Below are 13,616 nucleotides of genomic sequence, written 5' to 3'. Positions count from 1 at the left end.
ATCTGTATGTCTAGTTCCGACCCTTCTGCATCTAACCAGCCATCTACCAACGCGACCCTGAAATCAGGCTTAACCGCACTGAAGCAGGGAGATTACCCCACCGCCATCTCTCTGCTAGAGCGTTGTGCCAACTTTTCTCCTAATCAGGTTGCACCGCCTCCACCCAATACTCCAACTAGCTTGCAAGCCCAGATTGGGTTAGTAACCGCTTATGAGCGTCAAGGTCTGGCGGAGCAAGCGATCGCCCTCTGCCAAGCCCTCACCCAAACGCCTAACCCTCAGGCAAAAGCTTGGGCCGACAAAACTTTAGCCAGCTTCATCCAACGCTATCCTCAACTGGTGGCATCTACCGAGTTGCACCCGTCCACCTCAACCCCATCCGAAGCTCCATCCACAATATCTAATACCAGTGAGGCTGGATTCGTCCCGCTAGATGCTACCTCCACTCGTAAAACTTCTCGGACTAACAAACTGCGGTCTCAATCCGCTTCAGTCAGCCAGCCGCGATCGCCTCAACCGATTTTTGATACCGTTACACCACCCCCGGAAACGGTGGATGATGATGAAAATCCAGACCCAATATTAGCGACATCAGCAGCCATAGAACCGCGCGAGTGGAAACAAGCAGGTCGAGCGCAAAAGTGGCAACCGCTCAGCAAGCTCAAACTCACTCGCCTTTGGCTCTTGCAAGCAGGTAGCACGATCGCCTTTTTCGCCTTCGCCTTGTTTGTTTTACGCTTCTCTATGCGAGCCACCAACTGGCTGTTGGTCAAGCTTCCCTTTGTCCAGCCGATTCAACTGCTTTATCGCAATCCAACGGTCATTTTTATCGTTGTAGTAGGGCTGATGTTAGCCTTGCTGCCTTGGCTGATGGATGCGCTACTCAAGTTTTTGTACGGCTTGAAACCCCTATCAACCGCGACTTTAGCGACCTATAGCCCAGAAGCCACTAAAGTTCTCAATCGTCTGCCTCGGCAAAAGCAGATTCCTACCCCTGCCTTGCGGCTTTTACCCACCGCTGCACCGATCGCCCTCACCTACGGCTCCCTACCTCGCTTCGCCCGCATTGCCGTCAGCCAAGGACTGCTAGAACAACTGGCAGATGACGAAATTGCTGCCCTCTATGCTGGGGAAATTGCTCACATTGCTCACTGGGATTTTGCGGTGATGTCCCTAGCAGTGCTGCTGCTACAAGTTCCCTACACGCTGTATTGGCAGGTAGCCACTTGGGGCGATCGCTTGGAAGCTCGTAGAAAGCAAGCGCAGCGACAAAATACGGCCTTGTTTTACCTCTTCACGGTACTGGTCTACATCATTGCTGCCTTTTCCAGTCTCAACTATGGCGTCTATTGGCTGCTCCGCTGGCCGCTGTTGTGGCTGTCTCGTCAGCGGCTCTACTACAGCGATCGCTTAGCTGCTGAATTTACGGGCAACCCGAACGGCCTTACCAGAGCCTTACTCAAAACCGCGATCGGGGTAGCTCAAGACGTACAACAGCAGCAACAAACCAGCTATGTCCTCGAAGGCTTCAACTTCCTAGCACCGCTCGATTACAAAACAGCGCTAACCGTCGGTAGCTTCTATCCAGCCGTCTCATTTGAGACACTTTTAGAATGGGACCGCACCAACCCTCACCGCCATTGGCTCAATCTCAACCAATCTCATTCTTTATTAGGCGATCGCCTGCAACTCCTGAGTTCTTACGCCCGCCACTGGCGACTCGACTCTGAGCTAAACTTTGCCAACTCTGCTCAAGCAACTCCATCCAAACTCACCTGGCAGCAGTGGTTAACTCGCTATGGACAACGCCTAGCCCTCCAAGGCGCTCCCTTCTGGGGCTTGGGGTTAGGCGTTGCGATCGGATTAGGGATTTGGTCAATCGCTGCGATCGGTGAGTTCTTAGGGTTGTGGAATTTGTTTTGGTTGGTGGGTGACTGGGCTGTCCTCATCGGTTGTTTACCTTTGGGTCTGAGCTTAGGGATTTTTGTTCGGATCAACCCGTTCTTTCCAGACATCACCCCAGTGACGCTCCGAGCCACATCTCCACTCCCCACACTTATCGCCAATCCCACGCTTCTCCCCATCGACAGTAAACCTGTGCAATTGCAAGGCAAGCTGTTGGGGCGGACGGGGCTGGCTAATTGGCTAAGCCAAAGCTTGATTCTGCAAACCGACACGGGGTTAGTACCACTGCATCACACTTCAGCCGTGGGGCCGTTGGGAGCATTTTGGGCACGATCGCCCCAACCCCGTGACTTAGTCCACCAAGCCGTAACTGCTAAAGGTTGGTTCCATCGGGGCGCTACTTCCTGGATCGATTTAGAAACCTTACGAACTTCGAGCGGCAAAATTAGCATTAGTCGCCATCCGATTTGGTCTACCTTGCTAGCTGGGGTAGCAGCCTGCGTTGGCACTTATATCCTGTTATTTATTGGAGGATATTAGTAATATCTACTTATTGATTTTTTTGCCACTATCAAATCTTGCGTAAAGAAAAGTTGCACTAATTTGGAAGTTTATGTTACTTTTCTTTACAGAGAGATCCGATTTACCGAAGACGTGGCTCAGCCTTTAACAATGGCAGTTTTTACAGCAAAACCGTCTTGGTGTCAGGTTTTCTTCCTCCCAACACAGCAAGCTCGACCAGCCGTAGCCATCGGCTGGTTTTTATTGAAACAGTCTAGAAATATACCTGCGTGTTACGTCAATCTATTGGTATATTCAAAGCTTGTTTCGCCAATCTACTGATAAAGATCTGGCTCAAGTCTGAAACTTATGATTTTACCTAGCTGCGTATCTAAGGCCGTGATACCTTAATGAATGGCATAGAAATCCTGGAAAAGCAGTTTAAACAGAAAACGCTCGAACATAAGCCTCCAGTGATCATTAAAAACCTACAACCATGATGAAGTTCAACTTGCTCTTTTCTGGAGTGTAAAGCATTGGATGAAGGGTACTGGACAGCTTTTTTGAGGCGAGGAGCTGTGTTTTCGATGTTAGCGAGAGGAGTACAAGGCGTAGCTATTCGTAGAGTCGTCTATCAAGGCAATCTCTCGCTAACTGCGTGAGGTTAATGCTTTCAAGCAAGTTTATCTGAACCGATGTCTGGAGGTATCTTTCATGTCTATTCGTCTATATGTGGGCAATTTACCCAAAGAAGTGGAGCGCCAAGAGCTAGCAGCAGTATTTGCAGAAGCTGGTGATTCTGTCTCTACCAAGGTTATCACTGACCGCAAAACAGGCAAATGTCGAGGTTTTGGTTTTGTGACTGTCAAAACCGATGAGCAAGCCGATGAAATTATTGAAAAGTACAACGGCTTTGTGCTTAAAGACTGCGCTCTAAAAATTGAGAAAGCGTTGCCTCGTGCCAAAGGTAAAGAAGAACAGGGTGCAGAGGGCGCAGAGGGCGTCAGCAGCAGTCCTAGCCCCAGTGCTCCTTCTGCGGGCAGCCGTCGCAGCAAGAGCAATAGCAACAACAACAATAAGTCTCGACGAGTTGCGGCTAGCACTTCTACCGATAGCGATGCGGTTCAACCTGATCCACGTTGGGCTCAAGACCTAGAAAAGTTAAAGCAACTGTTGGCAGCTCAAGCGACTAACTAAAGCTGCGTACAGCAGAACTTCCATCTCACAGTCATCGTGTTTCATGATTAACGACAGGTGCAGTTTACGACTCACCCGTCACAACTAAAAAGCTACCGAGGCAAAGGCTGGGAAGCCCTAGTCTTGCTTCGGTAGTTGTGTTGTATTTGGGCAGTTTCTAAGGCAATTGTTGTTTGAGCTGGCTCATTTGAGTTGAGTCAAAGGTGGCTTGCACTACAACTTTCTGGCGATCGTCTCGTAGTGTCAGTAAGTAGGTATCTCCGTTGGGAGCAACTTGCCACTGGGGATTTTTCATGACCACTGTCTGGAGCGCAACCTGCGGCAACTCCACCCGAATTACCACTTCCTTTTGTGACTGCGGAAAAATGTAGAGTTGCTGATGCAGTTGGTCTAGCTCCAGCTTGTGGACTGTGGTACTTCGCTCTTGCGATGAATCAGGCTTCTGCCAGTAGAGGGTGATGCCACGAATAGTAGGGTTTACTACTAAAAACTTTTCATCAAAACGCTGGGGTTCCCAGTTGAGGTTGGTGGCCTCCGCAGTTGCAGGCATCAACCGTTGTTGCCACAGAATCTCTTTGCCGTTGAGGTTGTGCCACCATTGGCTAATTGTGGCAAAGTGATTACTGTTTTCAGAACTATTGCTGCCATATTGCCAAATGCTTCTTAGTTCCATGATCAGCCTCGCTGAAGGGGTGAAGCAATTTCTAGAGAAATCGCTGTTGAGGATTCTGTCTCCAGTGTAAGAAAGCCGATGGACTTACCCTTGGTTTATAACCCAGTTTATGTTGCACCTTTGCCAGCAGGACATCGTTTCCCAATGGCCAAGTTTAGGCTATTGTACGAAATGCTGTTAGCAGACGGAGTGGCATATCCAGAGCAATTTTTTACCCCTGAGCGGCCTGTCCAAACAGTTCTAGAACTTGTCCATACAAGGGATTATGTGCAAGCTTATTGTGAGGGCACCCTAGACCCTAAGGCCCAGCGCCGCATTGGTTTGCCTTGGAGCCCAGCTTTGGTCGATCGCACCTGTACTGCGGTCGGAGGCACAATTCTCACGGCACAGATGGCTCTACAACAAGGACTTGCTTGTAATACGGCAGGCGGAACTCACCATGCTTTCCCCAGTTATGGCTCTGGATTTTGTATTTTCAACGATTTAGCGATCGCGGCTCGGGCTCTACAAAAGTTGGGCTTGGTGGAGAAAGTTCTGATTGTTGACCTAGATGTACATCAAGGCGATGGTACGGCTCTAATCTTTCAGGATGACCCAAGTGTCTTCACATTCTCAATGCATTGCGCAGTCAACTTTCCGGGTACCAAGCAACAAAGCAACCTAGATGTGCCTTTACCTGTAGGGATGGAAGATGATGCTTATCTGCAAACCTTAGCCGCCTATTTACCCGATTTACTCACTGAGGTACGTCCAGATCTAGTCCTCTACGATGCAGGAGTTGATCCACATTTAGGCGATCGCTTAGGCAAATTGGCGCTCACCGATACAGGTTTATTCCGGCGAGAAATGCAGGTCTTGAGTACCTGTGTAGCAACAGGCTACCCAGTTGCTTGTGTAATTGGAGGTGGCTATGCGGATGATTTGCAGGCTTTAGTGTATCGGCACTCACTTTTACATCGTGCTGCTAGTGATGTGTATCGTCACTATCGACTGTGATTGGCTACTCTGGCAAAAGTACGGAGACAGCTTGTAACAATTTCTGTAACAGCAGAACCGTTTAAGAGTAGGCTCGTCTAGATTGGGGACGACCCTCTCCTGTGCTCTAGCCATGCTGCTACAGGACGCGCGTGATTATCAGATTTTGTTTCTCTCACTGTTTCTCATCCTGGGCTTAGGCACGAGAGACTGGACGGTTCGACCCGAATTCATTGCCGTGACGATTGCGACTTGCCTCACGACTCAATGGGCTATGTCTGCTTTACAGGAGTGGTGGCAGCGCCAGGACTCACAGCGATCGCTCACTTCACAAACCACTCAAACAGAAATTTCTACTCCTGCGACTCCCGTCAAGAAGCAGGGGCGATCGCTACGGAGTGCCCTGATCACGTCTTTAGGGCTGTGTTTACTGCTCAGAGCGGATCATGCCAGCACAATGGCTTTAGCTGGTAGCTTAGCGATTCTCAGTAAGTTTGTCTTTCAAGTACAAGGCAAGCATTTCTTTAATCCGGCTAACTTCGGCATCATTGCTGTGCTAATGCTCACTCAAGATGCCTGGGTTTCTCCGGGGCAATGGGGCGATGAGTGGTGGTACGGGCTGCTCTTTCTGGGGGCTGGGGGTCTGGTGCTACAGCGCGTCGGGCGTTGGGATACTTCAGCCGCTTTCCTAGGCACCTACGCTGGCCTAGAAGCCTATCGCAATTTCTGGCTGGGTTGGACTTGGGATGTCTACTGGCACAGATTGATGAGTGGGTCTCTACTGCTGTTTGCCTTGTTTATGATTACTGACCCTCGCTCCATTCCCAACGCTCGGATCGGGCGATTGGTTTGGTCTGTCGCCATCGCCGCTGTCACGTTTGTGCTCCGCAATCAGTTCTTCATCCCGACTGCTGTGTTTTGGGCCTTATTTGCGCTGGCTCCGCTCACCTTGCTAATAGACCTGCTCTGGTCCGCGCCTCGCTTTACTTGGTCTCGGCCTGCTCCTGAATGTGGTGATCCTATCAGTCCCACTGCCGTTGAAGTAGTTGAAGTATAAGAGCAACATTCCTCAGCCTTCTTATTCATGCACCTGGAGAAAACTATGATGAAGCCGTTACGGATATTGTTGGGCTTGCTTTTGACGCTGGTTATTCTAATTGGGTATGTACCTAATGCCTGGGCTTTTTGTGGCTTCTACGTTGCTAAAGCAGACACCAAACTCTATAACAAAGCTTCTCAGGTTGCGATCGCCAGAGATGGAGAACGCACTGTCCTGACAATGGCCAATGACTTCCAGGGTGATGTCAAAGATTTTGCGATCGTCGTGCCTGTGCCTGTGATGCTAAAGCAAGAGCAAGTTCATGTCGGCGATCCTAAAGTTTTAGAACGGCTGGATGCCTTTAGTGCCCCTCGTCTGGTGGAATATTTCGACTCCAATCCTTGTGAAACTCAAACTTTTAATGAAAGGGTAATGGCTCCGTCTGCGGCAATGGCTGGTGCGCCTACAGAAGCTGCGAGCGACAATGCCCTGGGAGTCAAAGTTGAAGCTCAATTCACGGTGGGTGAGTATGACATTGTGATTCTGAGCGCCAAGGAATCCAGTGGTTTAGAAACTTGGTTGAACCGCAGTGGTTACCGCATTCCTAGAGGAGCGAAGCAACTACTGCAACCCTACATCCGCCAAAACCTAAAGTTTTTCGTCGCCAAGGTGAATCTAGCGGAATTTGAAAAAGCGGGCTATCAATTTCTCCGCCCAATCCAGATGGCTTACGAATCACCCAAGTTCATGCTGCCGATCCGTTTGGGCATGATTAATGCTGCCACCGAGCAAGACTTAATCGTTTACTTGCTGTCTCCTCAAGGCCAAGCTGAAGTCACTAACTACCGAACCGTGCAGGTGCCCTCAGATGCTGAAATTCCAGTTTTTGTCAAAAACGAGTTTGGTGATTTCTACAAGTCTATGTTCCAGACAGCCTACACTCGTGAAGGTAAAAAGGTAGCTTTTTTGGAATATGCCTGGGATATGGGCAACTGCGACCCTTGCTCAGCTGAACCTCTCAACCCTGAGGAACTGCGTCAGGCGGGTGTTTTTTGGCTCAACGACAACGCCTCCTCCAATGTTTTCCTGACCCGGATTCATGTCCGGTATACCCGTGACAAGTTTCCTGAGGATCTAATGTTCCAGGAAACCTCGAATCGACAGTTCTTCCAAGGGCGCTATGTTTTGCGCCATGCCTTTACAGGTGAGACGAACTGCGCGGCTGGGCGACAGTATAAGAGAGCTTTACCTGCCCGCTTTGAACAAGAAGCCCAAACCTTAGCTAAGCTAACGGGTTGGAATATCCAGGATATCCGTCAGAAGTTGCCTGCAATTTCTAGCCAAACCGCTCCTTGGTGGCGCAATCTCTGGCCTAAGTAACGCACGCTAGTCAAGCGCGATCGCGCCCTAATTTAGTTAGAGCCTGAAGGAGTCTGTAGCGGACTAGGAACAGCTTTAGTCTGAAGATTTTTTCTGAGGTAGTAAAACGGACTCATCAAGCTACCTAGAAAAAACTCCAGTTCGCAAGCGGCAATTAGATCTGTTTTGACTCGTTGGCGATACTTGAGTACATGCATCACAGCTCTCCGGGAATTGCCTAAAAAAGTTCTGGCCATGATCCAGGGCTTCTGGGCATCCGCAGTGTAGATCAGGCGTAACTCACAGGTCGCCAGCCCACACCCCCTAGCTAGCTCAGTCAAATAGGGTCGTTCTAAACGCCAATGAGGAATTTGATGATAAGTTTGCATGGCAGGGTTGTACCAAATTTCCCAACCTGCCTTGTGTAGATACAGCAAAGGTTCGTAGTCATCCCCCTGCACCATGCACCCGCGAACTTTACCGCTCAAAGCAGGACGTTGTGGGACATGCTCAAGCCAAGCCTGCCGTCGGACCACTAAAGAAGCTGCTGGCGGTAAACTGATCCGCTCTGGCTCATACAAATTTGGATTTGGACCGCGCTGCCGAATCGCTAGAAATGCCTGAATTTTCTCAAAATTAGCGGGAGGCTCTACCTCATAATCTCCATAGATCTGTCCGCCATAGGCTCCTGCCTGAGGGTGAGTTTGCGCAAATTCATAGGCAGCGGCGAGCCACTCTGCCGTTGGCAAATTGTCATCATCTAAAAAGCCAACTAGTTCACCCTGTGCTTCTCGAATCGCTCGCTGGCGGGCAAAAGCGGCTCCTTGTTCTGGCTCAAAGCAATACTTGAGAGGATAAGGGTGGGACCAGTTGGCTTGATACTGTTGCACCACAGCGGCAGTGCCATCGGTGCTGTTGTTGTCAACGATGATGATTTCCCACCGAATCGATTCAGCAGCAGTCTGCGATCGCAAGCGCTCCAGAATCAGCGGCAGGCGATCGGCACCGTTGTATGTAGGAATTGCGATCGTTACATCCATAGAGAGATTAGAACTTATGCCCTCTTAGTTTTTCAGGGTTTTCTTCCAGTGGTGGAAGGGACTCAGAAAACTGTTGCGGAACAGCTCCATTTCGCAAGTAGCTACCAAATCTTGAGGGATGACCGTTCTATATTTCAGCCAGTGCCGGAGAATTTTACGCATATCGTTCAGGATATAGGCCAGAGCTGCCAATGGACGCTGCCAAGGTTTAACACTAAGCATGCGAGTGTGGTAACGACTCAGACCAATCCCTCGAAACATGGCGAGCAGATAATCTCGCTCAAAACGCCAGTGAGGGATTTTGTGGTGCATTTCCATGTCTGGGTTATACCAAATTTCCCAACCTGCATTCTGAATATGCAGAAGCAGTTCTAGATCTTCTCCCGGTTCGCTGGCCGCGATCGCTTGTCCTTGAGACTGTCCGACTCTCCCTCTCAAGGTAAAAGTTTGAGGGACATAGCGGCTCCAAACACTTTTACGCACCACTAAGCCTGCTGAGGGAGGCAGCAGCTTTTTGCCAGGATCGTATAGCAATGGCTGAGGACCGCGCTCAGTAATCGCCAAAAAACCAGCAATTCTTTTGAAGTTTTGCGGAGGTGCAGCTTCAAAGTCACCGTGAATTTGACTCGCGTAAGCTCCTGCTCTAGGGTGACTTTGAGCAAAGGCATAAGCTGCTGCCACCCAATCTAGGGCTGGAATGTTGTCATCATCTAAAAAACCAATCAGCTCGCTTTCGGCTGCTTGCACTGCTCGCTGCCTCGCATAAGCAGAACCTTGGCGACCTTCAAACAAGTACCGGATGGAATACTGGTTGGGCCAATCTGCCTGGAAGGTCCGAATGACCTCAGCAGTCTGGTCTGTACTGTTGTTATCAACTATTAGGATTTCCCAGCGGAAATGCTCTGTATTTACCTGCGATCGCAGGCGCTCTAACAACTCAGGCAAACGGTGCTCACCGTTGTAGGTCGGGATGGCAACCGTAAATTCAGGAGCCAAGGGTTTGGAGACAAGAATAGGGCTTCTACTAGGAAATGTCTGAGAGGAGGACATTGAAGAGTAGGGCATTTGAGTTAAGAGTTTAAGTGAGTAAGGTATTGTTTTGGTCAACCTTGTCATGGCAATAGCCAACAAGGACTTGAAGCACTTAACTGTTGCAATAGAGCCACTGAAGTAGACTCACCGTTGCAAATTGCCTGATTCTTAACTTTAGGTAGACCCCTGATTTGCCGCCGAGTGTCGTATTTCTAATAGCAGCTATTAGTTAAACCAGTCGCTTTAAGAGTTTTGCAACTTTATTTAGCAGCTCTCTAGGTTAAAAGCCGCCCACTTAAAATTCCTGTAGTGCTAACAAGAATCTTGCCCAACTCTTAAGTTCAGCAAACAAGTTTTCAACAAATAGTGATCAGGCAATAACTTACCCAGCGATCGCTTTGCTGCGATCTCACTCCCTTAAGGCGGAGTTTCTCCAACTTCTGCCATGACATTAAAATCCAGCATGGGCATAAAGAGGTAAATGCTGCCCCGATTCGCGTAGCGATATGCTTGCAATCGGTTATGTTGCTTCACTATCAAGCTCCCAGCTAGACATCTATCCTGGTAGCTCACTCATCTCTTATGAAATGCGCTCTGCTCTGCTAATCAGAAGGCCACAAATCTTAAGACGAGTAAGCCTCCATATTCTCGCTTTCAGTAACCGCTTCTAAACATCTGGCTTAAGAGAGATTTCGCAGCCAAATTTAAAGCAATGATGAGAGTTTCATCAAGCAGAGGCAAAGTTTGAGAGATAATACGGAGGTGCTTAGTGGCCCAATAGCTTGTCGCGCAAGTGTTTGATGCGATCGCGATACTTAGCCGCCTCTTCAAATTCTAATTTTTTCGACGCTTCCTTCATCTGAGCTTCTAGCTGACCGATGAGCTGCGGAATGTTTTCTAGAGGGAGATCACTGGCTTGCTCATAGACTTGATCTAGTTCTTGGGCGTTGAGACGGCGCGATACCTCTAAAAACGATAAAATGGCGTTGCTCGATTTTTTAATAATTGGCTGTGGCGTGAGGCCGTGCTTGGTGTTGTACTCCATTTGCACCGCTCGCCGCCGTTCGGTTTCACTGATGGCCTTGGCCATACTGTCAGTCAGGTTGTCAGCGTAGAGAATGGCCTGCCCTCGGATGTGACGCGCTGCCCGACCAATAGTTTGAATCAGCGATCGCGCCGCTCGTAAGAAACCTTCTTTATCCGCGTCTAAAATCGCGACCAGAGACACTTCTGGTAAGTCTAACCCCTCACGCAACAGGTTCACACCAATCAGCACATCAAAGGTGCCTTCCCGTAAATCCTGCAAAATCTCAATCCGCTCGATGGAGTGAATCTCAGAATGCAAATAGCGGACCCGAACGCTGCGCTCCTGCAAGTACTCGGTCAAGTCCTCAGCCATCCGCTTAGTCAGCGTGGTGATCAGCACCCGTTCCTGAAGCTGGACCCGCTCTTGAATTTCGCCAAACAAATCATCAATTTGGCCTGTAGTGGGGCGGACGAAAATTTCCGGGTCTAGCACTGCGGTAGGCCGAATCACCTGCTCTACGACTCGACCTTCCGAAATTTCTATCTCCCAGTCTCCGGGAGTGGCAGAAACAAAAATGCACTGTCTCGCCTTGCCCCAAAACTCCTCAGACTTCAGGGGGCGGTTGTCGGCGGCACTGGGTAAACGAAATCCGTGCTCAATCAGCACTTGTTTGCGGGCTTGGTCGCCATTGTACATACCCCGAATCTGCGGCACAGTGACGTGAGATTCATCAACGACCAAGAGCCAATCTTGGGGGAAATAGTCGATTAAGCATTCGGGGGGATCCCCCGCTTGCCGCCCGGCGAGATGGCGCGAGTAGTTTTCTACACCGTTGCAATAGCCCACTTCTCGTAGCAACTCCAAGTCGTAGCGAGTGCGCTGCTCTAGGCGTTGGGCTTCTAGGAGCTTGTTGTTTTGCTCTAAAATTTCCAGGCGATCGCGCAACTCTTGTTCGATGGCGTTGCAGGCTCCCTCTAAGCGGTCTTCGGGAGTAACGAAGTGACGGGCAGGGTAGATATTGACCCCTTCCATGCTTTGCAGCGTTACGCCCGTCACGGGATCGATGTAGCGAATCGCGTCGATCTCATCGCCAAAAAACTCCACTCGAATGATGCGGTCTTCATACGCTGGGCCAATTTCCAGCACATCCCCTTTGACCCGGAAGCGACCGCGCCCCATTTCCAGGTCATTGCGCGAATACTGTACAGAAGCTAAATCGCGCAGAATTTGGCGTTGGTCAGCTTCCATCCCCACGCGTAGCGGCACAGCCGCATTCAGATATTCGGAGGGAATGCCTAAGCCATAAATGCAGCTAATGGAAGCGACCACAATCACATCCCGGCGCTCAAACAGCGATCGCGTGGCCGAGTGCCGCAGCATATCAATCTCTTCGTTGATCGAAGCTGTCTTTTCAATGTAAGTATCGGTCACCGGAATATAAGCTTCCGGTTGATAGTAGTCGTAATAACTAATGAAATACTCGACGGCGTTATTAGGAAAAAATTCTCGCAACTCGTTGCAAAGTTGGGCGGCTAAGGTTTTGTTATGAGCCAAGACTAAAGTGGGCTTCCCCACGTTTTCAATCACTGAAGCGATCGTAAACGTTTTACCAGTACCCGTTGCCCCCAGCAGAGTTTGGAAACGTTCACCTGACCTCACGCTCTGGGTCAGTTGCTGGATCGCCTTGGGTTGATCGCCAGTGGGTTGAAAAGGAGCTTGAATCTGGAATTGCGCCATAATCTCGACTCAATAAAAGCACAAAGTTACTAGAGTTTTGGCTCTTGCGCCTAGTGACTTGAGAGCAATCTGGGGTCGCTCGGAGTCAACTAGCCACTCCTCTAGTGTAGCGATCTCAAGTAGTACATTTGGTCGCCTAGAACACGATGAAATTCGCGATCGCCCGTTGAAAGCACGACGAAACCAGCTAAAACAACCCAGGATATCTCAACACTTCAATCTGAACTGCGAATTACAACCATTAGTGACCCTCAATATAACTGTAGCGGATAGAACTGTGAGCTGAGGACTGATTAGAATCTAGGTCTTTATATTGAAATATTGAACGGTCAAATATCTAACTAGTAAATCAATTAGTGATTGGGCACAATCCTAGAAAACTCTTGAGACAGCCGAAGATAGGGCAACATTTTTTACCTTTCTTAGCTCACATTTACTGAATCAAAAATCAAATTCAAGAGATTAATCAATAAGAAATTTCTTAATTCACAAACCGTAATCCTTAAAGGTTAAATCAAAAGGCGCAATCCAGAGTAAGGCTAATGCGACTTCTGGCAGATGGCTCAGATCGTAGTTGTCGCTACATTAGGAATTGTCAAGTGGAATAGATTTTCACTTTTCAACGTGATATTTGAATTTAGAGTTTTGAAAATTACGGAGTACATAAAATGAGTGCAGAAGATAGAGCTAAAGCAGCTGGCAAAAATATTGAAGGCAAAGCTCAAGAAGCTTGGGGAAATATAACGGGCGATCCCAAAGACCAAGCAGAAGGACAAGCCAAGCAAGTTGAGTCTCAAGCTCAGCACGCCAAAGAAGACATCAAAGATAACATCAAGAAAGCAATTGACTAGTCATAGCTAGTTCTAATGTGAGCGCTGGGTAGCTCGCAAGCTACCCAGATTACCTAGGTACTTATATTTCTTGAGTTTTCTGCATTTGAGTTAGTTACAAGTAATTACAAAATCGATATTAGTTCCGAAGGTCTCATCTGTTTTCAAAAAATACTGTTTTTAACTAACTCAAATCTAGTTGCCATCTGTAGTAGGCTCACCATTTGCTAAACAACTTCCAAGCCCTACTTTTAATAGTAGGAAGTTATAGCAATTCAAATGATTAACTAATTTTGCGAGG

10 protein-coding genes are annotated in these 13,616 nt (G+C 48.8%); 6 read left to right on the top strand and 4 right to left on the bottom strand.

Translation table 11 applies throughout. The annotated features are described in order from the left end of the window. Nucleotides 1-6 precede the first annotated feature (6 nt). Together H6F90_RS18840 and H6F90_RS18835 are read left to right on the top strand one after the other, a co-directional pair. Nucleotides 7-2,445, top strand: a complete 2,439-nt coding sequence (locus tag H6F90_RS18840; RefSeq protein ID WP_190553824.1) for a M48 family metalloprotease — start codon at nt 7-9, stop codon at nt 2,443-2,445. Nucleotides 2,446-3,120: 675 nt separating this feature from the next. Next, nucleotides 3,121-3,603 carry an RNA-binding protein gene (locus H6F90_RS18835; RefSeq protein ID WP_190553823.1) on the top strand — a complete coding sequence of 161 codons (483 nt, stop codon included), beginning with the start codon at nt 3,121-3,123 and terminating at the stop codon, nt 3,601-3,603. Nucleotides 3,604-3,760: 157 nt separating this feature from the next. On the opposite strand, the gene H6F90_RS18830 is transcribed toward H6F90_RS18835, so the two are convergent. Then, the gene (locus H6F90_RS18830) at nt 3,761-4,276 is read right to left on the bottom strand and encodes a hypothetical protein (protein ID WP_190553822.1); all 516 of its coding nucleotides are present in this window, start codon (nt 4,274-4,276) and stop codon (nt 3,761-3,763) included. 78 nt (nt 4,277-4,354) lie between these two features. Here H6F90_RS18830 and H6F90_RS18825 point away from each other — a divergent pair, with 78 nt between their 5' ends. The 3 genes from H6F90_RS18825 to H6F90_RS18815 all read left to right on the top strand — a co-directional run bounded on the left by H6F90_RS18825 (nt 4,355) and on the right by H6F90_RS18815 (nt 7,670). Then, nucleotides 4,355-5,272, top strand: coding sequence for a histone deacetylase (locus tag H6F90_RS18825; protein ID WP_190553821.1), 918 nt, complete (start codon nt 4,355-4,357; stop codon nt 5,270-5,272). 112 nt (nt 5,273-5,384) lie between these two features. Further along, nucleotides 5,385-6,308 (top strand): RnfABCDGE type electron transport complex subunit D, encoded by a 924-nt coding sequence (locus tag H6F90_RS18820; protein ID WP_190553820.1) that lies wholly within the window; start codon nt 5,385-5,387, stop codon nt 6,306-6,308. 45 nt (nt 6,309-6,353) lie between these two features. Further along, nucleotides 6,354-7,670 carry a DUF2330 domain-containing protein gene (locus H6F90_RS18815; protein ID WP_370588051.1) on the top strand — a complete coding sequence of 439 codons (1,317 nt, stop codon included), beginning with the start codon at nt 6,354-6,356 and terminating at the stop codon, nt 7,668-7,670. A gap of 32 nt (nt 7,671-7,702) precedes the next feature. On the opposite strand, the gene hpsE (H6F90_RS18810) is transcribed toward H6F90_RS18815, so the two are convergent. From hpsE (H6F90_RS18810) to uvrB, 3 genes are all read right to left on the bottom strand, one after another. After that, entirely contained in the window at nt 7,703-8,689 is a 987-nt protein-coding gene (hpsE, locus tag H6F90_RS18810) for a hormogonium polysaccharide biosynthesis glycosyltransferase HpsE (protein ID WP_190553819.1), read from the bottom strand. A gap of 24 nt (nt 8,690-8,713) precedes the next feature. Continuing rightward, nucleotides 8,714-9,739: a hormogonium polysaccharide biosynthesis glycosyltransferase HpsE gene (gene hpsE / locus H6F90_RS18805; RefSeq protein WP_190553818.1), complete on the bottom strand. Its 1,026-nt coding sequence runs from the start codon at nt 9,737-9,739 to the stop codon at nt 8,714-8,716. Nucleotides 9,740-10,487: 748 nt separating this feature from the next. Next, nucleotides 10,488-12,485, bottom strand: a complete 1,998-nt coding sequence (gene uvrB / locus H6F90_RS18800) for an excinuclease ABC subunit UvrB (protein WP_199296014.1) — start codon at nt 12,483-12,485, stop codon at nt 10,488-10,490. A 668-nt stretch (nt 12,486-13,153) separates the two neighbouring features. On the opposite strand from uvrB, the gene H6F90_RS18795 reads away from it, so the two are divergent. Next, complete coding sequence (locus H6F90_RS18795) at nt 13,154-13,336, top strand: CsbD family protein (protein WP_190432190.1); 183 nt, start codon at nt 13,154-13,156, stop codon at nt 13,334-13,336. The last annotated feature ends 280 nt before the right edge of the window (nt 13,337-13,616 follow it).

The sequence above is a fragment of the Trichocoleus sp. FACHB-591 genome, from assembly GCF_014695845.1.
In the GTDB taxonomy this organism is placed as follows: domain Bacteria; phylum Cyanobacteriota; class Cyanobacteriia; order FACHB-46; family FACHB-46; genus Trichocoleus.
Note: the sequence above shows the minus strand (reverse complement) of the source record. Positions and strands in the feature narration are given on the sequence as shown.